The organism is Streptomyces pluripotens (assembly GCF_000802245.2).
In the GTDB taxonomy this organism is placed as follows: Bacteria; Actinomycetota; Actinomycetes; order Streptomycetales; family Streptomycetaceae; genus Streptomyces; species Streptomyces pluripotens.
In genome coordinates this window covers 3,564,532-3,587,280 of the sequence record NZ_CP021080.1, presented here as the reverse complement: position 1 = coordinate 3,587,280, position 22,749 = coordinate 3,564,532, and the positions used below count along the sequence as shown (strand labels likewise).

General features: G+C 66.5%; 20 protein-coding genes and 2 pseudogenes. 10 read left to right on the top strand and 12 right to left on the bottom strand.

The features are described from left to right. Window positions 1-134: 134 nt before the first annotated feature. Window positions 135-1,013, top strand: a complete 879-nt coding sequence (locus LK06_RS16110; RefSeq protein ID WP_039655645.1) for a membrane protein — start codon at window positions 135-137, stop codon at window positions 1,011-1,013. A gap of 595 nt (window positions 1,014-1,608) precedes the next feature. On the opposite strand, the gene thiC is transcribed toward LK06_RS16110, so the two are convergent. Beyond that, window positions 1,609-3,411: a phosphomethylpyrimidine synthase ThiC gene (thiC, locus tag LK06_RS16105; protein WP_043432938.1), complete on the bottom strand. Its 1,803-nt coding sequence runs from the start codon at window positions 3,409-3,411 to the stop codon at window positions 1,609-1,611. A 250-nt stretch (window positions 3,412-3,661) separates the two neighbouring features. Between thiC and LK06_RS16100 the strand changes: the two genes are divergently transcribed. After that, window positions 3,662-5,089, top strand: a complete 1,428-nt coding sequence (locus tag LK06_RS16100; protein ID WP_039655641.1) for a YibE/F family protein — start codon at window positions 3,662-3,664, stop codon at window positions 5,087-5,089. Window positions 5,090-5,178: 89 nt separating this feature from the next. On the opposite strand, the gene LK06_RS16095 is transcribed toward LK06_RS16100, so the two are convergent. The 4 genes from LK06_RS16095 to LK06_RS16080 form a co-directional block, all read right to left on the bottom strand. Beyond that, a complete protein-coding gene (locus LK06_RS16095; RefSeq protein WP_039655640.1) occupies window positions 5,179-5,616 on the bottom strand; it encodes an SsgA family sporulation/cell division regulator in 438 nt (145 codons plus the stop codon). Window positions 5,617-5,715: 99 nt separating this feature from the next. After that, window positions 5,716-6,483, bottom strand: coding sequence for an IclR family transcriptional regulator (locus LK06_RS16090; RefSeq protein ID WP_267894073.1), 768 nt, complete (start codon window positions 6,481-6,483; stop codon window positions 5,716-5,718). Between the two features lie 391 nt (window positions 6,484-6,874). Continuing rightward, entirely contained in the window at window positions 6,875-7,087 is a 213-nt protein-coding gene (locus LK06_RS16085; RefSeq protein WP_039655638.1) for a DUF5326 family protein, read from the bottom strand. A 132-nt stretch (window positions 7,088-7,219) separates the two neighbouring features. Further along, window positions 7,220-7,537: a cupin domain-containing protein gene (locus LK06_RS16080; protein ID WP_043432934.1), complete on the bottom strand. Its 318-nt coding sequence runs from the start codon at window positions 7,535-7,537 to the stop codon at window positions 7,220-7,222. A gap of 59 nt (window positions 7,538-7,596) precedes the next feature. On the opposite strand from LK06_RS16080, the gene LK06_RS16075 reads away from it, so the two are divergent. From LK06_RS16075 to LK06_RS16055, 5 genes are all read left to right on the top strand, one after another. Further along, on the top strand, window positions 7,597-7,974 hold the full coding sequence (locus tag LK06_RS16075) for a phage holin family protein (RefSeq protein ID WP_039655635.1): 378 nt from the start codon (window positions 7,597-7,599) through the stop codon (window positions 7,972-7,974). A gap of 7 nt (window positions 7,975-7,981) precedes the next feature. Continuing rightward, complete coding sequence (locus LK06_RS16070; RefSeq protein WP_043432932.1) at window positions 7,982-8,473, top strand: low molecular weight protein-tyrosine-phosphatase; 492 nt, start codon at window positions 7,982-7,984, stop codon at window positions 8,471-8,473. After that, window positions 8,470-9,615 carry a cystathionine gamma-lyase gene (locus LK06_RS16065; protein ID WP_043432930.1) on the top strand — a complete coding sequence of 382 codons (1,146 nt, stop codon included), beginning with the start codon at window positions 8,470-8,472 and terminating at the stop codon, window positions 9,613-9,615. The genes LK06_RS16070 and LK06_RS16065 overlap by 4 nt, the downstream gene beginning before the upstream one ends. Before the next feature lie 217 nt (window positions 9,616-9,832). Continuing rightward, window positions 9,833-10,738 (top strand): LysR family transcriptional regulator, encoded by a 906-nt coding sequence (locus tag LK06_RS16060; protein WP_039655630.1) that lies wholly within the window; start codon window positions 9,833-9,835, stop codon window positions 10,736-10,738. Window positions 10,739-10,826: 88 nt separating this feature from the next. Further along, the gene (locus LK06_RS16055) at window positions 10,827-11,309 is read left to right on the top strand and encodes an NUDIX domain-containing protein (RefSeq protein ID WP_043432928.1); all 483 of its coding nucleotides are present in this window, start codon (window positions 10,827-10,829) and stop codon (window positions 11,307-11,309) included. A gap of 5 nt (window positions 11,310-11,314) precedes the next feature. Here LK06_RS16055 and LK06_RS16050 read toward each other — a convergent pair whose 3' ends face one another. Both LK06_RS16050 and LK06_RS34365 read right to left on the bottom strand, forming a co-directional pair. Further along, a complete protein-coding gene (locus LK06_RS16050) occupies window positions 11,315-12,631 on the bottom strand; it encodes a globin domain-containing protein (protein ID WP_167747944.1) in 1,317 nt (438 codons plus the stop codon). 319 nt (window positions 12,632-12,950) lie between these two features. After that, window positions 12,951-13,584, bottom strand: a pseudogene (locus LK06_RS34365) (HAD family hydrolase). A gap of 150 nt (window positions 13,585-13,734) precedes the next feature. Here LK06_RS34365 and LK06_RS16040 point away from each other — a divergent pair. Together LK06_RS16040 and LK06_RS16035 are read left to right on the top strand one after the other, a co-directional pair. Further along, on the top strand, window positions 13,735-14,601 hold the full coding sequence (locus LK06_RS16040) for a GNAT family N-acetyltransferase (protein WP_039655627.1): 867 nt from the start codon (window positions 13,735-13,737) through the stop codon (window positions 14,599-14,601). Between the two features lie 193 nt (window positions 14,602-14,794). Further along, window positions 14,795-15,247, top strand: coding sequence for a GNAT family N-acetyltransferase (locus LK06_RS16035; protein ID WP_039655625.1), 453 nt, complete (start codon window positions 14,795-14,797; stop codon window positions 15,245-15,247). 29 nt (window positions 15,248-15,276) lie between these two features. Here LK06_RS16035 and LK06_RS16030 read toward each other — a convergent pair whose 3' ends face one another. The 4 genes and pseudogenes from LK06_RS16030 to dnaB all read right to left on the bottom strand — a co-directional run bounded on the left by LK06_RS16030 (window position 15,277) and on the right by dnaB (window position 20,334). Continuing rightward, on the bottom strand, window positions 15,277-15,699 hold the full coding sequence (locus LK06_RS16030; protein WP_052318880.1) for a hypothetical protein: 423 nt from the start codon (window positions 15,697-15,699) through the stop codon (window positions 15,277-15,279). Beyond that, window positions 15,696-16,551, bottom strand: a pseudogene (locus LK06_RS16025) (IS5 family transposase). The gene LK06_RS16030 and the pseudogene LK06_RS16025 overlap by 4 nt, the downstream one beginning before the upstream one ends. 174 nt (window positions 16,552-16,725) lie before the next feature. Beyond that, window positions 16,726-18,111 carry a serine hydrolase domain-containing protein gene (locus tag LK06_RS16020; protein WP_043408677.1) on the bottom strand — a complete coding sequence of 462 codons (1,386 nt, stop codon included), beginning with the start codon at window positions 18,109-18,111 and terminating at the stop codon, window positions 16,726-16,728. A 744-nt stretch (window positions 18,112-18,855) separates the two neighbouring features. After that, window positions 18,856-20,334 carry a replicative DNA helicase gene (gene dnaB / locus LK06_RS16015; RefSeq protein ID WP_039655614.1) on the bottom strand — a complete coding sequence of 493 codons (1,479 nt, stop codon included), beginning with the start codon at window positions 20,332-20,334 and terminating at the stop codon, window positions 18,856-18,858. A gap of 481 nt (window positions 20,335-20,815) precedes the next feature. On the opposite strand from dnaB, the gene LK06_RS16010 reads away from it, so the two are divergent. Next, window positions 20,816-22,153 carry an MATE family efflux transporter gene (locus LK06_RS16010; RefSeq protein ID WP_043408674.1) on the top strand — a complete coding sequence of 446 codons (1,338 nt, stop codon included), beginning with the start codon at window positions 20,816-20,818 and terminating at the stop codon, window positions 22,151-22,153. Window positions 22,154-22,297: 144 nt separating this feature from the next. Here LK06_RS16010 and rplI read toward each other — a convergent pair whose 3' ends face one another. Next, window positions 22,298-22,744, bottom strand: coding sequence for a 50S ribosomal protein L9 (rplI, locus tag LK06_RS16005; RefSeq protein WP_039655611.1), 447 nt, complete (start codon window positions 22,742-22,744; stop codon window positions 22,298-22,300). Window positions 22,745-22,749: the final 5 nt, after the last annotated feature.

Here is a 22,749-nt window from a genome sequence, read left to right as displayed (position 1 = left end):
CGTAATTTTCGGCAACCCCCTGTCACCGTATGCCGTCACGGCTCTACCATCGGCTTATCCGTAGCAGGCTCCCCTCCGTTTCTGCCCGACGGCTCGCCGGCGTGCGAGCCCCAAGCCCTACGGAGCATCGGGGGATGCACATGAACAGCGTTCCGCAGCACCTGCAGAGCGAGGACCGCCAGGAATTCGAGCGGCTCCTCGATGAGGCGCTGCGCTCCGCACCACACCGCCCGGAACTGGCCGCACTCGGACAGCGGCTCAACCCCGAACAACTGCGCACCATGGCGCTCAACGCCACCGCCCTGATCACTGGGGCCGCGGCGGCCGAGTACCAGCACTATGTGAAGATCCGCGAGGAACTGCGCCACCCAGCGCTGTCCGGCCCTCCGGCCAGCGGGGACTCCGGCACCACGGCCCCGGGCACCACCGCAACGGAACTCTCCACCACTCCCGGCAGAGCTGCCGGGAGCACGGGCGCGGGCGCCATCGCCGTCGTCGCCGTGCTGGCTCCCGTCCTGGCCGGAACCGCAGCGGCGATCTTTCTACTCGTGGGCTACGTACTGAAGGTGCTGGCTCCTGGGCAGTCCTTCGCCGAGACCATGATCACCACCGGCTGGGTGTTCGGTGCCGTGACCGCCGCGGCGATCCTCGTCGCCGCCGTCGGACTCCTGCTCACCGCCCTGCGCAACAGCACCTCTCCCGAGGCCCGGGCGCGGGACGCAGCGCACGAGGAACTGGCCGGCGCCAGAGAGGCCTGGCGGAACGCTCTGCTGGAACGCGGCATCCTGCCGTTCCTCCGGAACGCGCTCACCGAACCCGACCCAGCCGCACTGCAGCCCACGTGCCCGCCCGCCCCGGCCAGTCGTATACCGCGTCTGGGCTATGACCGCCCCGGGTTCAGCAGCCCCGACGACGGAGCCGGCTCCGGCCAGCCAAGCTTCACTAGTCCGGACTACACGAGCCCGGACTACACGAGCCCGGACTTCGGCGGTCCTGAGCACCTGCCCGAATAGCCCCGGTGGGGCCCGACGGGAGAAAGCGCGAGCCCCCGCTGAGCGGACACGGCGGCAACCGGAGCGGCGCGACCGTCAGGCCGGCCGCCGACCGCCGCGCCTCACCGCGCCCGCCGCCCTCGCTACCGGTCCATCGTGGTGCACCACAGGGGACGTGACCTGGCCGTGTACCCCTGCAAGCTGGAACAGAGGGGGTCTTGCCGTTCCCCACGGCCAGATGCGCCAACGAGGTACGGCGGCGGTCTCGGCAGCAGCGTCTGGGCTGCCAGGTAGGAAGTACGGCGGGAGCGCGAGACCAATTACCGCTGGGCACCGTAGTCCCGCCGCACCTCCGGGTCCCGGATGCCTGCTGCGTTAAGGCTGTCAGTCCACGCGCTCATGGGGAGATCGTAGGGACCCTGTGGGGCGCTTTGTTGGGATGGATGCACCATGTCCAAGACCAGTGCATCGACCACCTCATGCGAGCTCATGCGGAGAGCCCGGCATCACTCAGTGGCCACTGCGCGGCGATCCGTTCCGATGGCGTCCCGCGTGGTGGCATCGTGGTGATGTTCCCCAGGCAGCAGGCCCAGGGAACATCACCGATCCAGGTACGTCAGTCCGCCAGCGGCAGATAGACCCTGTTCCCGCTCGCCGCGAACTCCTTGGACTTCTGCAGCATCCCCTCGGCGATCTCCTCGGCGGTGGCGCCCTCGGCCATGTCACCGCCGAACCGCTCGGTGATGCTTTGGCTGATCTTCATGCTGCAGAACTTGGGCCCGCACATGGAACAGAAGTGAGCTGTCTTGGCAGGCTCCGCGGGCAAGGTCTCGTCGTGGAACTCCCGTGCCGTGTCCGGGTCCAGAGCAAGGTTGAACTGGTCTTCCCAGCGGAACTCAAAGCGGGCGTCGGAGAGTGCGTCATCCCACTCCTGGGCACCCGGGTGTCCCTTGGCAAGATCGGCAGCGTGTGCGGCGATCTTGTACGTGATGACGCCGGTCTTGACGTCATCACGGTTGGGCAGGCCCAGGTGCTCCTTCGGCGTGACGTAGCAAAGCATCGCCGTACCCCACCAAGCGATCATCGCGGCACCGATGCCGGAGGTGATGTGGTCGTACGCCGGAGCGACGTCCGTCGTTAGCGGGCCGAGCGTATAGAACGGAGCTTCATCACAGATCTCCTGCTGGAGGTCGATGTTCTCCTTGATCTTGTGCATCGGGACGTGACCCGGGCCCTCGATCATGGTCTGTACGTTGAAACGCCTGGCGATCCTGTTGAGTTCCCCGAGCGTGCGCAGCTCCGCGAACTGAGCCTCGTCGTTGGCATCCGCGATCGACCCCGGCCGCAGACCGTCGCCCAGCGAGTATGTGACGTCATAGGCCGCGAGGATTTCGCACAGTTCCTCGAAGTTCTCGTACAGGAACGATTCCTTGTGATGCGCCAGGCACCATGCGGCCATGATCGATCCGCCGCGCGAGACGATCCCGGTCTTGCGGTTGGCGGTGAGCGGTACGTACGCCAGGCGCACACCAGCGTGGACGGTCATGTAGTCCACGCCCTGCTCAGCCTGCTCGATGACGGTGTCCTTGTAGATCTCCCAGGTCAGTTCCTCGGCCTTGCCGTCAACCTTCTCCAGTGCCTGGTAGAGCGGCACCGTACCAATGGGCACGGGGGAGTTGCGCAGCACCCACTCACGGGTGGTGTGGATGTTGCGGCCGGTGGACAGGTCCATGACCGTGTCAGCGCCCCAACGGGTCGCCCAGGTCATCTTCTCGACCTCCTCCTCGATGGAGGACGTCACTGCGGAGTTACCGATGTTGGCGTTGACCTTCACCAAGAACCGCTTACCGATGATCATCGGCTCGATCTCCGGGTGATTGACATTGGCCGGCAACACCGCCCGGCCCGCCGCGATCTCCTCGCGGACCACCTCGGGGGAGACGTTCTCCCGTAGGGCCACGAACTCCATCTCCGGCGTGATCTCGCCCCTGCGCGCGTAGGCGAGCTGCGTCACCGCCTGGCCGCTGCGGGCCCGCCGCGGCTGACGCGGCCGACCGGGGAAGACCGCATCCAGGTTCCGCAGCCCGCCGCGCGGCGAGGTGTGCTTGATCCCGTCGTCTTCAGGCCGGACGGGGCGGCCGGCGTACTCCTCCGTGTCGCCGCGGCTGATGATCCAGTTCTCTCGGAGAGGCATAAGGCCTCTGCGTACATCGGTGTCGACGAATGGATCGGTGTACGGGCCGGACGTGTCATAGAGGGTGACCGACTGCCCGTTGGTGAGGTGCACCTGACGGACCGGCACGCGCAGGTCGGGGCGTGTGCCCTCGACATACGCCTTGTGCCAGCCGACGGACTTCCCGGCCTCCGGGGACTCCTCGTCCTGAACAGAGGCAGGCGTGCGTGCGTCCTTGTTGGTCATGAGACCTACTCCCTACGCCGGCATTACCCGGTAACAGGTTCGGCGGTCGACGCAGCGGATTCCGTCTTCCGATGTTTCCTGCGAAACGTCGCTCGTTTCACGTGAAACACCGTGTATACGGAGGTCAGCGCCCTCTCAGCCCGGTGCTCCGAGCTCCCGCGTGTGCAAAGGTGCCTCCACGCTAGCGCCATGGGTGGCGCGGTGAACAGTGGGCCCCCGGCGTTCTTGCAATGATCTGGCGGTGACCAGGATGGAGCAGCACCCGTACCAGCCGCCAGAACAGCTCCAGCAAGACGGCTTGGAGCAGGGCAGCGGACACCGTGGGAATCCCAGACATGGCCACTCACGCGGTCACGAGCACGCTCACCACCGCAACCACGGCCACAGTCACAGCCATGGACCCGCTACGCCCGTGTCCAAACACCTGCGCAAGGTCATCGCAGCGGTCCTGGTCCCGTTCAGCGCGGCGGTCATCGTCGCTCTGGTACTGCTCTGGCCCGGGGGTGCCCCACCACACCAACGCACTGGGGTCGGCTTCGACCGGCAAACCCAGCAGGCCACCGTCGCCAAAGTGGTCGAAGTGAGCTGCGGTTCGGCGAACGCCTCCGCTGGCACCCCGGCCGCCGGCACATCGGCCACCGGGGACAACCGGGCGGCACGGGAGACCGGCGGCATCTGCAGGAAGGCGACCATCCGGGTCGACACAGGCAACGACCGGGGGCGTAGGTTCACCGAGATCGTGCAACCGGACCAGTCACGGCAACTGCACCAAGGGGAAAAGGTCGTGGTCGCCTACGAGCCCTCGGCACCCAAGGACCTGCAGTACTCGGTGACCGATGTGAACCGAAAGCTTCCCGTTGCGCTACTCGCGGGCATCTTCGCTCTTGCCGTCGTAGTGGTGGGCCGGATGCGTGGGGTCATGGCACTCATCGCCTTGGCCGTGAGCTTCCTGATACTGGCCCTGTTCATCCTGCCGGCGATCCTGCAGGGATCGAACCCACTGGTCGTGGCGGTCATCGGGGCGAGCGCCATCATGCTGATCGCCCTGTACCTGTGCCATGGACTGTCGGCCCGGACTTCAGTGGCGGTGCTCGGCACTCTGATCTCGCTGGCGATGATCGGTGTGCTCGGCTCGCTGTTCATCGATTGGGCTGCCCTCACCGGCAACACGGATGACAGCACTGGCCTGATCCACGGCCTGTATCCGTCGATCGACATGAGCGGTCTGCTGCTGGCCGGTGTCATCATCGGTTCGCTCGGGGTCCTGGACGATGTGACCGTGACGCAGACCTCAGCCGTCTGGGAGCTGCATGAGGCCAACCCGTCGATGGGCTGGCGCGGACTCTACCGAGCCGGCATCCGCATCGGCCGCGACCACATCGCATCTGTGGTCAACACCCTCGTCCTCGCGTACGCCGGTGCTGCACTGCCGTTGCTGCTGCTGTTCTCCATCGCGCAGAGCAGCCTGGCAACCGTGGCCAACAGCGAGCTGGTCGCCGAGGAGATCGTGCGCACTCTGGTGGGCTCGATCGGCCTGGTCGCCTCGGTCCCGGTCACCACCGCCCTCGCCGCGCTGGTGGTGTCGGCCGACCGGCCGGGGCCGTCTACCCCGGCGCCCGCCGGAGCGCAGCCCGCCCAGGCCCTCGGTAGCCGCCGGGGCAGACGCCGGAAACGGTGATCGGGCGGGGCTCGCACCACATATGCAGAAGCGTTCCTGCACGCTTCCAGACCGCCTTGCAAGGCGCCCGACGCCCTTGCTGTGACGCTTCAGCCGGCGCTCTGCTCCTCGGCCAAGATGCGATCCAGGGCCTCGTCGAGATGGGCGTCGAAATCAGCCAGCGCACCCTCTTGACCAAGCGGTACGAGCCTGTCCGTCCGATCGAGGAAGGCCACGAGCGGAGGCGCCGACGAACGGAACAGGGCCTGGTCGCTCCCGACCTGAAGGCGGATCAGGACCTCACCCAGCACCTCCGGATCAGCGGGGGCAATGTGCACATCCCCTTCACCGCACGGCCTGCCGACCCCGTCGATCAGCAGTTCACGCCCGAAAGTCCAGGTCACCGGGGCATCACCGGGCAAATGGAAGGTGAGCCGCACGGCGTAAGGATCATTGCCCTCGTAGCGCAACTCCACCGGGATACGGAAGGAGAGTTCCTCCGACACCAGAAAACTCATCATGACTTCTGCCTGTACGGACTCGCGCATCGCCTACCTCGTCATATGACGTCGACTGGCCAGGATTGATCCTTCTAGCTGTGGTCAAATCTTGCTGAACGTACACGAGGCATCACAAGGAGTGAGTTTTCAGATACTGATAGAGAGAGTGAGGGCACTGAGGGAGCGCCCGATTTCCGCCTGCAACCGGTGGGCCGCGGGCAGCAGCCGGTCGGCCTGGCGGATCGGCAATGACATGGCCACGGTGGCCACAGTGGTGCCGGCCGTAATCGGCACCGCCGCGCAGACCGTACCGAGCGCGTACTCCTGGCGCTCCACCACCGGCTCCATACGCCGCATCCGCGCCAGCCGTCGCAGCAGGGCGTTGTTGTCCCGCACGGTGTACGGCGTGATGGCCTGCGCGGGATAGCGGGCGAGATGATCCCGCCGGGCCTCCTCGTCCAACTGGGAGAGCAGGCACTGCCCGATGGCGTGCGCATGACCCGTCTCCCGGAAATCCGCCCACTCCTCGACCGCGGGGGTCTCTGGGGAGTCGGAGACGCACACGATCTCGATATCGCCGTCCTGGTACATCGCGTAGTACATCGGCACACCGATCAGATCGCGCCACTGTGCGAGCGTGTCCGCCATCGCGCTGCGACGCTTTTGCTGCGCCCCACTGCTGCTCAAGCGCTCCGTCGCGTCACCGAGGAAGAACAGTCCCTTCTCACGGCGCAGATAGCCCTCGTACACCAAGGTGCGCAGCAGGTGGTACGCCGTGGGCAAAGCGAGGCCGGTCTCGCGGGCCAGTTGTTTGGCCGGGGCTCCGCGGGCGTGACCCGCAACGGTCTCCAGCAGGCGCATGGCACGCTGGACCGATCCGATGAGCGTCGTGGCCGGTGGTTCGGGGACATCCACGAGGGACGCTCGATCCGAGAGATCTGCTGGCCGTGGGGCCGTGGAGGAGTCCGCTGGCTTCGATTGCACCACCAGGTCGGCAGTATGCGGTTGCCCGGGAACAGCCACCGCTGGTGGTCGATGGCCAGGAGTTGGGCAGCAGCGCGATGGGACGGGGGGTGCATGGGGTACTGCGGATGCGGTGCCGACAGTGGCCAAGGATCACTCCCGAAGCGCGAGGGTCAACCCGTGCCGAGGAAGGGCACGGCTGGAGTCCGGACTCCCCGGGGTCGGGACCCGGGGAAGTCCGGACTCTAACCGTCCACCACCGCTCACAGGCCGCCGCACAGGGAAACTTCCCTCCCGCGAGGGAACCGGTGGTCCCTTTACCGGGCACCGGCCCCCACTTCCTTCACCAGTCGCTGCGCGACGACGAGTTCGACATGAACTTACGCACGATGTAGATCAGCCCGCCGACCAGAGCGACGAAGACCAGCGCCTTGAACAGCAGACTGATCACAAAACCGACCACGGTCGCTATCAGGCCGCCAAACACGACCAGGGCGATGACCGGCACCGCAACCCACTTCACCCACCACGGCAGCCCCGCGAAGATCTCTCGCATCGCCCTCGTCCTTTGCGTTCTCGTGTGTCGTCTGTGTTCTCCACCCGATGCTAGAACCGCCATCGGACTCGTGGGGACTTCGCATCCCTTGTCCTCCCCTGACCTGTCCCCTAGGGAACCCCGAGGACCGGCTCACGCCTCGGGCGGGGAGAAGACGACCAGTACACGCAGGTCCTCGCTGATGTGGTGGAACTTGTGGGCGACCCCTGCGGGCACGTACACCACGCTGCCCCGCGCTACCTCGCTCGTCTCCAGACCCACCGTGATCGACGCCCTGCCGCTCACGACGAAGTACACCTCGTCCTGACGGTGCGGCTTCTGCGGATCGTGCTCACCCGCATCGAGGGCATACAGCCCCACCGACATGTTCCGCTCCCGCAGGAACTGGAGATAGGCGCCCTCGTTGGCGGCGCGCTCCGCCTCGAGTTCATCCAGTCGGAATGCCTTCATCGCCGCTGCTGCCCTCATCCCACTGCTCGTTTCCGACCCGGTCTGCCACGATCAGACACATGAAGAATTTTGTAGTCAAGACGATCGCCAACGCCGGCGCCCTGGCAGTCGCCGTATGGCTGCTCGACAAGATCACCCTGACCGGCGACAGCACGGCCAAGAAGGCCGGCACGCTCATCGTCGTCGCGCTGATCTTCGGCCTGGTGAACTGGCTGGTCAAACCCATCGTGAAGGTGCTCACCTTCCCGCTGTTCATCCTGACTCTCGGGCTGATCACTCTGGTCGTGAACGCCCTGATGCTGTTGCTGACCTCCTGGCTGAGTGGTAAATCCGATCTTCACTTCCACGTGCAGGGCTTCTGGACGGCCGTTGTCGGCGGCCTGATCATCTCCATCGTCTCCTGGGCACTGCACGTCGTCCTGCCCGACGAGGACTGAGCCCGCCATGACCTACCGCGTCTGCTTCGTGTGCACCGGCAACATCTGCCGCTCACCGATGGCCGAATCCGTCTTCCACGCGCGCGTGGCGGAGGCCGGGCTCGCAGAACTGGTGACGGTCGACAGCGCCGGCACCGGCGGCTGGCACGAAGGAGAGGCCGCCGACCCGCGCGCCGCCTCGGTCCTCGGGGAGCACGGATACGGCACCGAACACATCGCCCGCCAGTTCCAGTCGTCGTGGTTTCCCCGCCTCGACCTGGTGATCGCGCTCGACACCGGCCATCTCAAGGCCCTGCGCCGCCACGCGCCAACCGAGGAAGACGTACGCAAGATCCGCCTGCTGCGCTCCTTCGACCCCTCTGCCGGTGACGAACTCGACGTACCGGACCCGTACTACGGGGACCGGGACAACTTCGAGGAGTGTCTTGAGATGGTGGAGGCGGCGAGCACCGGGCTGCTCGCCGCCGTGCTCGCAGAACTGGAAGGACGAACCGCATGAGCGACGCCGCCAGGGGCGGGGGCCACACGGGCGACGGCACCCGAGCGGTACGGGCAGGACTACCCGAACCTGTGAAACACGAGCCGACCATGCCCGGACCGGTGTTCGCGGCCCACTTCCACCTGCCCGGTGACGTGACGGGTCCGTACTCGTACGGACGCGACGACAACCCCACCTGGACACTGCTGGAACGTGCCATCGGCGAGCTGGAAGCGCCCAGGCAGGACGTCGAGACGTTGGTGTTCGCCTCTGGCATGGCGGCGATCTCCGCGGTGCTGTTCTCCCAGCTGCGCGCCGGGGACGCGGTCGTACTGCCGTCAGACGGCTACCAGGTACTGTCACTGGTCCGCGCCCAATTGGAGGCCTACGGCATCGAAGTACGCACCGCACCCACGCGTGGTGACGCCCAGTTGAAGATCCTCGACGACGCCCGGCTGCTGTGGATCGAGTCCCCGTCCAACCCCGGACTCGACGTGTGCGACATCCGACGGCTGGTGGAGGCGGCACACGCGCGGGGCGCCCTGGTGGCCGTGGACAACACCCTCGCCACGCCGCTCGGACAGCGGCCGCTGGAGGTGGGCGCAGATTTCTCCGTCGCCAGCGGCACCAAGCAACTCACCGGGCACGGAGACATCCTCCTGGGCTACGTCGCCGGCCGCGACGCCACGGCCATGGCCGCCGTACGGCGCTGGCGCAAGATCACCGGAGCGATCTCCGGGCCCATGGAGGCCTGGCTCGCGCATCGGTCCATCGCCACCTTGCAGCTGCGCGTCGAACGTCAGAACACCACCGCCCTGCGTGTCGCCGAGGTCCTGCGGCAACACCCCGCAGTGTCCGGCCTGCGCTACCCGGGGCTGCCCGACGACCCCTCCCACAAGATCGCTTCACAGCAGATGTTCCGCTACGGCTGTGTCGTCTCCTTCACGCTGCCCACACGCGCGCGAGCCGAACGTTTCCTTGCGGCACTGCACCTGGTCGAGGACGCGACGAGCTTCGGCGGCGTTCGCTCCACGGCCGAACGCCGGCGCCGCTGGGGCGGTGACGCGGTCCCGGAAGGCTTCATCCGCATGTCCGTCGGCGCCGAAGACCCCAAGGACCTGGTGGCCGACCTGCTGCGTGCTCTGGACGAGTCGGCCGGGTAAGCGGGGACGCCTTCATCTGCCGAGACAGCAGGACGGTCCGAGCCTCCCCCCTCGTGGCTCGGACCGTCGCCGGTTCCGCATGCGAAGAACCGCTTGACCAAGGCTAGTTGACCCTGTGTCAGTGTCCAATCACGCAGGCGACAGCGTCCTATCGACTTATTTATAGTTGATGCCTGCCCAGAGGCCGGAGAACGGCAGAGACAGGGGAGGGCGTGCCATGGATCTGGCCTTGCTGCGGACCTTCGTCACCGTTCACCGGGCAGGTTCCTTTACTCGCGCCGCCGCACTGCTCGGGCTCTCCCAGCCCGCCGTCACCTCACAGATCCGCACGCTGGAACGCCAGCTGGGCAGACCTCTTTTCCTCCGGCAGGCCCGCGGCGTGACCCCGACGACCATCGGCGACGAACTCGCGCACAGGGCCGCACCCCACCTCGACGCCCTGCTGGAAATTGCCGAAAGCAGCCTGGACGACGAAGCGCCGGCACGGACGCTGCATCTCGCCGGTCCGCCGGAGTTCACCGCCGAACGCGCCCTGCCCGCTCTTACCGAGCTGTCCGGCGAAAACGGCCACGGCCTCACGCTGCGTGTCTCCTTCGGCATTGCGGAGGAGATCCTGGAAGGGCTGGCCGCCGGACACCATGACCTGGCCATCAGCACGGCCCGGCCACGCGGAACCCTGCTCACCGCGAGCCCGCTCTGCGATGAAGAGCACGTGCTCGTGTCCGCCCCACACTGCGCGGAGAGGATCGGTTCGGACGCTCTACGCCTGAGAGGGGCACCCGCCCTGGAGAACCTACCCATCGTCGAGGTCCACGAGTCGCTGCCCTTCGTCTCGCGCTACTGGACCTCCGTCTTCGGAGCCCGCCCGACGGCCTCGGGCACGATCGTCGTACCCGACCTGCGAGCCGTACTCGCCTGTGCGATCGCGGGCGCTGGGCTTGCGGTGCTGCCCCGATATCTCTGCACTCCGGCCCTCAATCGCGGCACGATCGTCACTCTGCACGACCCGGCAGTACCACCGTTGCGCACCTATTTCTTGGTCGCACGCACCGGCACCCTCGCGATGCCGCATATAGCCCGCGCCCACGAGCGGCTGAAGCGGGCAGCGATGGCATGGCGCTGAGGCCTTTCTCCACGGCATACGCAGACCGCGCTCGCATGGTGACGCTTCGCAATGTTTCACGTGGAACCAGCCGGGCCACATTTCTCCCATGACCGTCCGACCCGTGGTCAAGCGCACCGCCCGCGCCGTCCTCCTGGACGCTGACGACCTCATCCTGATCAAGCGCACCAAACCCGGTGTGGATCCCTACTGGGTCACGCCCGGTGGTGGGGTCGAGCCCAGAGACCCGACCGTCGTGGACGCCCTGCACCGTGAGGTGTACGAGGAACTGGGCGCCAAGATCACCGATGTGGTGCCGTGCTTCGTGGACACCGTGGAACACATCGGTGAGGACGGCGGTGCCACCGGCGTAAAGGTGCAACACTTCTTCGTCTGCCGGCTGGAATCGATGAATCCATCCCTGCGGCACGGCCCCGAAGTGGACGAGCCGACCGGGGAGTACGAGATCGTCCGTGTCCCGTTCACGCGCGTCGGCATCGCCTCCGTCCATCTGGTCCCACTGTCGCTGCGCCATTACCTGGACGGCAACATCGAGGGAGTACGCGCCATGCACGCTCCCGACCTCGGATAGCGCAGTCAGCCTCCGACAACGAGCAGTGTCTCCATCGAGTCGTGCCTTATGCGGTTGGACGGGACACCGATGTCCCGGAGTGTGTCCACTCCTCTGCGGATCATTCCGGGCGGCCCCGAGAGGTAGGCGTCGTACTCGTGCCAGGGGCCGTAGGCGCGTACGGCATCGGGTAGCTGGTGATTGGTCTGCTGGTCTATGACGGCCCGGACCGATAGCCAGGGATGAGTCTGCTGAATCCTGAGCATGGTGTCGATGTCGTACAGGTCGTGGTCGGTCCGTGCGCCGTAGAACACCTCGACCGTTCGGCGCTCTCCGCGCTCGGCAATGTCCTCGACCATGGCCTTGATGGGCGCTATGCCCGTGCCACCGCCCAGGCAGAGCAGCCCCCTGTCGGTCGAATGGTCGACGGTCATCGACCCGACCGGGGGGCCTAGGCGTACGACGTCCCCCGGCCGCGCGTGATGCACCAGCGCGTTGGAGACCCATCCGGCTGGAACAGCCTTCACATGGAAGGTCAGCATGCCGTCCGATCGAGGTGCGGAGGCGAAGGAGTAGTGCCGCCACACCCGGGGCCACCAGGGCGTCTCCACGCTCGTGTACTGGCCCGCAAGGAAAGGATAGGGCTGGTTCGGACGTACGGTGACAATCGCGATGTCGGAGGTCCTGAGCTCGTGCGTGACGATCTCGGCCTGCCACCAGGCGGGAGCGCGCAATTCGTCTGCCGCCGCCGCGTCGATCATGACCTGGGAGATCGTCGTGTATGCCCGCACCCAGGCCGCTTCGATCTCCGGGTTCCAGACGGCAGCGGCGTACTTGGTCAGTGCACCGATCAGGCATTCACCCACGGCCGGATAGTGCTCAGCGCGCGTTCCATACTTGCGGTGTCCGCGGCCCAGGTTCTGCAGGTAGTCGACAAGGACTGAGGTGTCGTCCAGGTACTCGGCCGCCGTAAGTAAGGCCTTCAGCAGGCGGTCTCGCTGCGCGTCCATCGCGGCCGGGAACAGAGACCTCAGATCGGGGTGACGAACGAAGAGGAGGGCGTAGAAGTACGAGGTGACCTTGTGGGCAACGGGGCCGATCTCGGCCATCGTGCGGCGGATGAGGATCGCATCCCGAGAGCCTTCCTGAGTGGTCGGCACCGACCGCTGCTGGGACTCGGGCAGCGAGGCCGCCACCACCGCGGAACCATCCTCAGATGACCGTGGGGCAGGTGTGTCAGCCGCCTGCGAGGCGGTCGGAGCCGATGATGTCCTACGCGGCGTGAACCAGTTGCCCCCGCCCGACATGCCGTTCTCCCCCGACGTAGTGGTCGGAGCGTCCATGGTGTGCCCTCGCCTCGAACGTCTTCTGGTCTGCGCACCTCCTCCTCGGAAGGTGCCCGCTTTCCCCCGGCAGGCGGCCAGCCGCAACGCTTGCTCCGCAGCTTCCCATCCCCTGGGAAGCCTTGGTCACGAAACCGGAAACATGGGTTTCGAGCCCTCCCTCCCGTTAGGCTGCTGCCCTGCCTCGGCCCGCTCGGGACGCGCGCACTCCGTCCCGGACGTGAACCGGATTCGACCCTACCGGCCGCCGCCGCACGCACAAGTCCCCTCCTTCTTTCCCTTGCCCTCGAACAGGGAAAGAACTGTGTGGATTGTTCAACTACCTTGATGCACGGACCAATTCATAGACCTCCCACAGATCTCGTCCCGTGGAGGAGGGAGTCGCAAGTCCGGCCAGGTGAGCGTCGGCATTGACCGCCACGGAAACCGGTACGACAGCAAACTGTTCCTTGTCCGATGACGAGTCTCCGTACGCCGCACAGTCCGCCCGTGCCACGCCGAACTCTTCACAGAGGTGGTCCGCGATAGTTACCTTGGCCGCAGCGCTGAGCACACCGGACGGAGCGACGGGGCTCGGTGAACGGCACCGCAGGAAAACGGGATCCATGGGCCGCGCGAGCGCCCCACTCCAGGAAACCCTCAACGAAAAGGGAGGGTGAGAGCGCCACCACCGCGCAGTATTCACCCGCGCTCCTGGTCGCCGCCCAGACCTCGCGAATGCAGTCCAGCCAGGGGGACCGCATCGAATGCGACGCTCACATGTGCCTCGGTCAGCCCCATCTCTAGGTCATACACTTGCGCCGCGCACTCCGGCGGACCATGCGCCCTTCCGCGATCGCATAGTTCAACGCCGCCGTCTCCGTTTCCAGCTCCACCTGGCGGGAAATCTCCACCGGCACGGTGCTCCCGTGCAACAACGCGCCATCGAGATCGAAAAGATGGAGTCTCGCCATGGCCACGAGGCCATCCGGCTGGCGACGTTTCACGTGAAACACCCACACATGTCCGCAGGCTTTACGCATGAGTACAACGTGGCCAAAAGCACGTATGTCTGCACCGAAACGGGTGGACGCCGAGGGCACCGGTCAGACAGCCTGACCTGCGTGCCAACTCCTTCCCTTGCCGCTCTTCCCATCCGCCGTCTGACGCTTCGCGATCTCACTGCCTGCGCCGACTTGTCCGAAGACCGGGGGTGGCCACGCGAAGAACACAAGTGGGGCTTCCTCCTCACAGCAGGAAACGGCTTCGGCATTGACGACCCGCAAGGAGGGCTTATCGCCGCCTGTGTCGTCACGGAGTACGGCTCATCGGAGCGGCTGGATCTAGGCGCCATCGGCATGGTTCTGGTGGCAGAACGCCACTCTCGACAGGGCGTCGGCCGCCGCTTGATGCGGCATGTGCTGTCGGTCATGGGAACCACGCCACTGACCCTGCACGCCACCCCCAACGGCCGTCCCTTGTACGAGGAGCTGGGCTTCAAGGCAACAGGCCGAACGGAAATGCTGACAGGCCGCTTCACTGCTGGGGATTGGGATTCAGGCGTACCAACGCGCGCAGCTACTGCGGAGGACCTTCCGGCGATCCTGCGTCTCGACGAGGAGGTGTTCGGTGCTGACCGCACTCCCCTCATCACTCGGCTGCCTGCTTTCGCCGACCAGCTACGGGTGGCCGAGGAGGAGGGCCGGATCACCGGCTACACGGCTGCGTGGCCCAATATGGACACCCAGGTCGTCGGCCCGTTGATCGCCCAGGAAGCGGAGACTGCAAAGGCCCTGATCGCCTCGCTAGCGGCCCATACTGACCGTCCACTGCGCACCGACATCGATGTGCGTCACAAGGAGCTGCTGGCATGGGCGAAGGCCCAAGGGCTGGCCTCAGTGGCCTTCAACTCCGTGATGGTCTACGGCATCACGGACCTTCCTGGCGACTGGACACGGAGATTCGCACCGCTGACAGTGGCGGCGGGCTGAGCCGTCGTAGGACGGGTCCGGTCTCACCGCGGCACTGGGTGGGGCCCACGCGTCCGTCCGGGACGGAGCGCCCACGATAAGCGGCAGGGCCCAGTGGGCGGCCAGACGTTCCCTGCTACCGGACGTCTCCTCCCGGAACGCCGAGCCAACCACACTGGAGTGGGGCTGAGCCCTCGAACGCTAGGGTGCGAGTGTGGAAGGACTCGATATACGTTACGCAACGGCCGACGACCTGTCGGCAATCGTCGCCCTGCTCGCCGACGATCCGTTGGGCGCTCAACGCGAGTCACCCCATGACCTGGCCCCGTACCAAGCCGCGCTGGATCGCCTGTCCATGGATCCGAACCAGCACCTCGTCGTCGCCGTACGGGAAGGCCGCGTCATCGGCACCCTCCAGCTCACGATCATTCCCGGTCTCTCTCATCAGGGGGCGACCCGAGCGCTCATCGAGGCCGTGCGCATCCATGCCGACGAACGGGGCAGTGGGCTGGGCAGCCTGCTGATCAAGTGGGCGATCGACACATCGCAGCGGCTCAGCTGCCGGATGGTGCAGCTAACTTCGGACAAGTCACGTACCGACGCTCATCGCTTCTATGAGCGCCTGGGTTTCAATGCCTCGCACGAGGGCTTCAAACTGAAGCTCTAAGTGGGTGTTCTGCGGGTCTTCGTCTGATTTCAGCTTGAGTCGGTCTCTGGGGTGGTCGGTGCCGGCGGGGTGAAGGTGAACAGGCCGGGTTCAGCTTCGGTGAGGATGCCTCGGTTGTCCAGGCGTTTCAGCTTGGCGCGCATACCTTCGGTGTGCCGCGGCTCGGTGCCGGTGCCGAGAGTGCGGCAGACATCCCTGGCGCGCAGCCCGTCCCCGTTGTGCTCGAAGAGGGCCAGGAGCTCGCGGTAGCCGGGCGGCAGCGGCTCGGGCGGTGGGGCGCCGTCCTCGGTGGCCAGTTCCAGCACGGTCTCGCGGGTGGTCTCCAGCCGCTCCAGAGTGTGCTCGGCGGCGGCGAGTTGCTCGGTGAGTTCGGCGATCTGCTCACGCAGCCGTTCGGCGGTCTCGTGCACCAGCCGCTGCCGGGCCTCGATCTTGTCCAGGAGCTGTCTCACCGCCCGCTCCCGCTCGCCTGGGATGCATCGCGCCAGGTCGGGGTGGCGGTGCGGGTGAGGCGGCGGAGCATGACGTCGGTTATGGACCAGTGGATCATCGCCACCGAGCTGGCCGGTCGGGTCTCGTAGTCCCGCACGAGTCTGCGATGGAGCAGGAGGGTGCCGAACGTCTGCTCCACCACCCATCTCTTGGGTTCCGGGGTGAACCCTCTTGCCCCGGGCTCACGTTGGACGATCTCCACGTCGATGCCGAGGCGGGTGCCGTGCTCGACCACGGCCTGCTTGAACCCGGCGTCCACCCAGCTCTTGGTCACCGTGGGTGCGGTGGCGGCGACCTTGTCCAGCAGGGCGATGCCGATGGTGTTGTCGTGCACGCTCGCAGCGACCACGACCACGGCGATGATCAGGCCGAGGACGTCGGTGGCGATGCCCCGCTTGCGGCCCGGGCTCTTCTTGCCCGGATCCAGCCCGGTCGTGTCCTTCGGCGCGTTCACCGAGGCCTTCACCGTCTGCGAGTCCAGGACGACGGCGGTGGGATCCTCGTGCCGCTTGCGCATTTCGCGGGCCTGCCAGCGCAGCAGGCCGTGGATGGTCTCGGCGGTTCCGTCATCCCGCCACAAGGGCGAAGTAGTAGTACACCGCGCTCTTCGGTGGCAGGTCATGCGGCAGGTAACGCCACTGGCAGCCGGTGCGGGCCTGGTACAGGATCGCGTTGACGATCTCCCGCATCGCGTACTGGCCCGCATGCCCGCTGACCGACGGGTGCCTCGCCTTCCAGGCCGTGATGGCCGGCCGGATCAGCTCCCATGCCTCATCCGGCAGATCACTCGGGTACGGCTGGCGCCCGCCCACGCTTCCCAGCAGACCGCACCCCTGGCTGACCGTGAAGCCCCGGAACCGGACAACCCGCCCTCAAGCGCAACGAGAACCGCCGAACTCTCGCAGAACACCCACTAACAGCACCACAGATACGAGCAGAACAGGGCGGTGTGTTTCACGTGAAACACACCGCCCTGCCTCTCGTCGCTAGCGCATCCCCCGCCACCCCTTCGGGTCCACTCCACCGGGCACCGGAGCATCGGTGTCGTACGGCTGCCGCGTGAACACGAATGACCCTAGGTCAAGGTGGCTCAGAGTCCCGTCCGCACGTCGAACTGGCTGCAGCAGCTCTCCGGCGTAGTAGCCCTCCAGGCCGGTCCAGGTGCCGTCGCCGTTCGGGCGGAACCGGGAACGCCGTCCGCTGCCGGTGAGCGGTCCCAGTGCGAGCAGGCCGTCGGCACTGGCCCGCAGACCGAAGGCATGGGGTCCCCAGTACCACTGCCCCGCCAGCTCCAGTACTGCCGGATCGACGTCATACAACGGCCGCCAGGGCTTAGGGAAGAGCGGTTCCGCCTCGGCGACGATCCGCACGAGGTCCGCGGCCACCACACCGGGCAACGGTCCACTGGTGCAGTTGGCAAGCACTACCGCGGCAACATCGTCCTCCACGCTGATCGTGAGGTTCGCAAGGAAACCCGGCAGCGATCCGGAATGCCCGACCAGCAACCTGCCGTCGCGGTGCTGGATCTGCATCCCTAGTCCGTAGGCGATTCCACCCGCAACATCGGCGGCTTCGGTGGGTGCCGCCGGGGTCCGCATCTCCCTCACCGACTCGGCACTCAGCACCTGGTGGTCGCCGCGGGTCAGAAACGCGGCGAACCGTGCCAGGTCAGCTGTGGTCGACCACAGCTGACCGGCTGGTGCCATCCTGCCGAGATCCTCCAGCGGCTCGGGCAGCAGCGCGTCGGCCCATGGATGCACGGCCCACCCACCCGCGTGCGGGGGCTCCGGATGCGCACTCGTGCGGCGCAGGCCGAGCGGTTCGAGGATTTCACCGCGCAGTACCTCTTCCCAAGGAGCACCACGCAGTTCCTCCACCAGCGCGCCGAGCAACGTATAACCGGGGTTGGAGTAGTGGTGCCGTCGGCCGACGGGATGGAGAAGGGGCTGCTCACCGAGCACATCACTCAACTCGGGTCGCAGGGAGCCGGGGGTCCGTTCCCACCAGGGCGCCGGCGACTCGGCCGCCAGCCCCGCGGTGTGAGCGAGGAGATCGGCGATCGTCGCCTCCCCAGCACCAGTACCTGGCACATGTTTCTCCAGGGCATCGCTGAGGTCGAGCAGCCCCTCGTCACGCAGGCGCATCACCAGGACAGCCGTGAAGGTCTTGGTGATGGACCCGATCCGGTACTGCACGGTCTCGCCCGGTGCGTCTCCATCCACCGATGCCCGTGCACCGTGCCACACGACCTGCCCATCCCGCACGACGGCGGCGACCAGCGACGGCGCTCGGCCTTCGGCCTGTGCAAGGGCAATCCGGTGCAGCAAGGCACGGCGGGTTCCGGGGAGCAGCGCTTCCTGATACGTCGTCATGGGCCCAGTTCACCTGCTACGGCGGCGGACGTCGAATCCACTACGCGCACTCTGCTGCATGGCCTCGTGGACCTCCCTGGAAGGGGCCCGGAGAGCGGCGGAACTGGACGCCGCTGTGTTTGCGCGCAGGGCGCCGAGGGAGTCGGACCCGGTCGCCCTGCGCGGGGGACACGCTGCCGTTCGTGCCTGTCGTGGCGTATCTGGCTGCACCGGGCTGGCGGCTGGCGACCTGCGGTCTGCAGCCGCACTGGACAGCACCCCGGCCGGCCAGACCGGGGAAGCACTGGCCGAGCTGGCTCACTGACCGCGCGGGCCGGTGGGGGTCGCGGTCGTCCCGCAGTTCCTAGGCGACATCGCCAGATCGCTCAGCGCCCGCGCCACACCCGTCGGGCCAGAACCGTTCTGGTACACGGGCCAGTGGGCCCCTTCACCTTGGGTTCTAACGGTCCTCGCCACTCCCACCGATCATGGGTGTTGCGAGGACCGTTAGAACCCGAGAAGGGCGGAGGCCGACTTCGTCTGTTCCGCCATCGCATGTCCTCGCGAGGAGTCCACTGCTCCTCGCGTCCACTGTAGGAGGCCAGCCGGCAGACACCCGAGATGTGCCCCGGAGGGAAGTACCTGGGCGGTCGATCAGCCGGTGCGTTCAAGGAACCGCGTCCCCCGCGCCCGGCATCGGAGGCCCAGCAATCCGCCGAGATCGACGAGTTTCCCCCACGAAATGCGAGACCGTACAACCTCGCTTCAGGTCTGGGCCATGTCCACGAAGCGGGAGTAGTGACCCTGGAAGGCAACCGTGATCGTGGCTGTCGGGCCGTTTCGATGCTTGGCCACGATCAGATCCGCCTCACCCGCGCGTGGAGACTCCTTCTCGTATGCGTCCTCGCGGTGCAGCAGGATGACCATGTCGGCGTCCTGCTCAATGGAGCCGGACTCACGCAGGTCGGAGACCATCGGCTTCTTGTCGGTGCGCTGCTCGGGACCTCGGTTCAGCTGGGAGAGTGCGATGACCGGGATCTCCAGCTCCTTCGCGAGCAGCTTGAGGTTACGAGACATGTCCGAGACCTCCTGTTGACGGCTCTCGGCGCGCTTGGAGCCACCGGACTGCATCAGCTGGAGGTAGTCGATGACGACCAGCTTCAGGTCGTTGCGCTGCTTCAGGCGTCGGCACTTGGCGCGGATCTCCATCATCGACAGGTTCGGGGAGTCATCGATGTAGAGCGGCGCGGCCGAGACATCGGGCATGCGGCGGGCCAACCTGGTCCAGTCCTCGTCGGTCATCGTGCCGGATCGCATGTGGTGCAGGGCGACCCGGGCCTCGGCCGACAGGAGACGCATCGCGATCTCGTTCCGGCCCATTTCCAGCGAGAAGACGACGCTGGGGAGGTTGTGCTTGATCGAGGCGGCCCGTGCGAAGTCCAGCGCAAGGGTCGACTTACCCATGGCCGGACGGGCCGCAATGACGATCATCTGCCCAGGGTGCAGGCCGTTGGTCAACGAGTCGAAGTCGGTGAACCCCGTGGGCACACCCGTCATCTCACCGCTGCGCGAGCCGATCGCCTCGATCTCGTCGAGGGCGCCCTCCATGATGTCGCCGAGCGGCAGGTAGTCCTCGCTGGTCCGCTGCTCGGTGACGGCGTAGATCTCGGCTTGCGCGCGGTTGACGATCTCGTCCACGTCCCCGTCAGCCGCGTAACCCATCTGTGTGATGCGTGTGCCGGCTTCGACTAGGCGCCGCAGAACGGCCCGCTCGTGGACGATCTCCGCGTAGTACTCGGCGTTGGCCGCCGTCGGCACGGTCTGGACGAGACTGTGCAGATAGGCTGCGCCGCCGACCTTGTTGATCTCGCCGCGCTTGGTGAGCTCGGCGGCGATGGTGATCGGGTCGGCTGGCTCGCCCTTGGCATAGACGTCCAGGATCGCTTGGAAGATGGTCTCGTGCGCGGGTTTGTAGAAGTCGTGGCCCTTGAGGATCTCGACCACGTCTGCGATGGCGTCCTTGGACAGCAGCATGCCGCCCAGCACGGACTGTTCGGCATCCAGGTCTTGCGGGGGCACTCGCTCGAAAGAGGTACCGGCGCCGTCCCACGAGGCGTTGTCCCGGCCCCGGTCGTGCTGCTCGTCACGGCCGCGGCCGCCGTCATCACGCCGGCGGGAGGCCGGCAGACGATCGCTGGGTCCGCTGTCGGCCCACGGATCGTCCAAGGGCTCGGAAATGCTCACCGAGCCACCTCCTCCCGTCCGCGGAGCGGACCTCGCCGTGTCCTCTTTTGTACGACACGACACTGACAAATAAGAGGCCCAACTCCAGTTCTGGCGCGTCGGATTTGTGACGATTCCCGGGCCGCGGGAAAGACTCTTCCCGGGCTGCGGGAAGGAGCGGGCGCCGGACAACGGTAGGCCTGTCGGCACCGTCAGCCAATCTGGTTATCCACAGGCCATGTGGACGACCGCCCAGATACTGTGGAGAACTCGTCAAAACCTGTGCACGACACGGTGGACAGTGCTGTGAACAAGCCCTCGATCTCATCGAGTAGGTGGCTCCGACCTGCGGACTTACCATCCACCGGCTGTGTAGAAGAAAAACTTCCCCCGTCGAGCCAAGATCGCTTCGAACGAAGCACGAAAGGACACGGTCCACGCCTTCCAGTAAGGGCCACTACGCCTTTGCATCACTTACCTGTGGACGATTACATTAGCGCTCATGACCGAGGCTCCCGCGAAACCCCGAGCTGTCCGCCGACGGCACGACCGAGAGATCGTCACGCTGGCCGTGCCGGCCTTCGGAGCGCTAGTTGCCGAGCCCCTTTTCGTCATGGCGGACAGTGCGATCGTCGGCCATCTAGGAACTGCCCAACTCGCTGGCCTCGGCGTGGCTTCGGCTCTGCTCACCACCGCCGTGAGTGTCTTCGTCTTCCTCGCCTACGCGACCACGGCCGCCGTGGCCCGTCGCGTCGGCGCCGGCGACTTCCAGACCGCCATCCGCCAAGGCATGGACGGCATCTGGCTGGCACTACTAATCGGCGTCGCCGTAATCACCATTGCCCTTCCGTTCTCGGGTGACATCGTGGACCTCGTCGGCGCCTCCCCGACCGCGGCCCCATACGCCACGACATACCTGCGCATCTCCTCCCTTGGCATTCCGGCCATGCTCATGGTGCTCGCGGCTACGGGGGTGCTGCGCGGCCTACAGGACACCAACACTCCGCTCTACGTCGCCGTCGCCGGATTCATCGCCAACGCCGGACTCAACGCAGGGCTCGTCTATGGCGTCGGTCTCGGCATCGCTGGGTCGGCCTGGGGTACGGTCATCGCCCAGTGCAGTATGGCGGCCGCCTATCTGACCGTGATCGTACGTGGTGCCCGTCGGCACGGCGCTTCCCTCCGCCCGGACATCACCGGCATCCTCGCATCGGCACAAGCAGGTCTTCCCCTCCTGGTCCGCACACTTTCACTGCGTGCAATTCTGGTCATAGCCACGGCAGTGGCAGCACGTCTCGGCGACGCCGACATGGCCGCCCACCAAATCATCCTGTCGCTGTGGAGCCTGCTGGCCTTCGCCCTCGACGCGATAGCGATCGCGGGACAGGCCATCATCGGCCGCTACCTCGGCTCGGACGACCCCCAGGGCGCCCGCGAGGCGTGCCGCCGCATGATCCAGTGGGGCATCACGACCGGTGTCGGCCTGGGCCTGCTCGTGGTGGCCGCGCGACCGCTTGTCCTGCCTCTGTTTACCAGCGACCCAGTGGTGACGGACACAGCACTGCCCGCTCTGCTGATGGTGGCACTGTCGCAACCCGTCTGCGGCATCGTCTTCGTCTTGGACGGGGTCCTGATGGGAGCAGGCGACGGGCCGTACCTGGCTTGGGCCATGGTTGTCACCTTGGCCGTGTTCGCGCCGATGGCGCTGCTCGTCCCTGTGGTCGGTGGTGGCCTCACCGCGCTCTGGACAGCGATGACGTTGATGATGACCATCCGCCTACTGACGCTGTGGCGGCGTGCCCGCTCCGGCCACTGGCTCGTGACAGGTGCCACCCGCTGACTGTTTCACGTGAAACGTGCTCCCCGTGACAGCGTTCCTACGCTTCGGTTACCGGAGCGTAGGAACGCTGTCACGGGGAGCACGAGAAGGGGGCCGCACCCGTAGATGGTGCGGCCCCTTCATCGGCTCATGCGAGCACAGCGGTCAGCCCGCGACGACCTCGATGTTGACCTTGGCGGCAACCTCGGGGTGCAGACGCACGAACGTCTCGTGGGCACCCAGGGTCTTGATCGGAGCGGACAGCTCGATACGGCGCTTGTCGACCTCGGGGCCACCGGAAGCCTTGATCGCGGAAGCGATGTCGGCCGGGGTGACGGAACCGAAGAGACGGCCAGAGTCGCCGGAGCGGACGGCCAGGCGGACCTTCACGCCCTCGAGCTGGGCCTTGACCTGGCTGGCCTGCTCGATGGTCTGGATCTCGTGGATCTTGCGGGCGCGACGGATTTGCTCGACGTCCTTCTCGCCACCCTTGGTCCAGCGGATGGCAAACTTCCGCGGGATCAGGTAGTTGCGAGCGTAACCGTCCTTGACGTCGACGACGTCGCCCGCGGCGCCGAGGCCGGAGACCTCGTGGGTGAGGATGATCTTCATGTGTC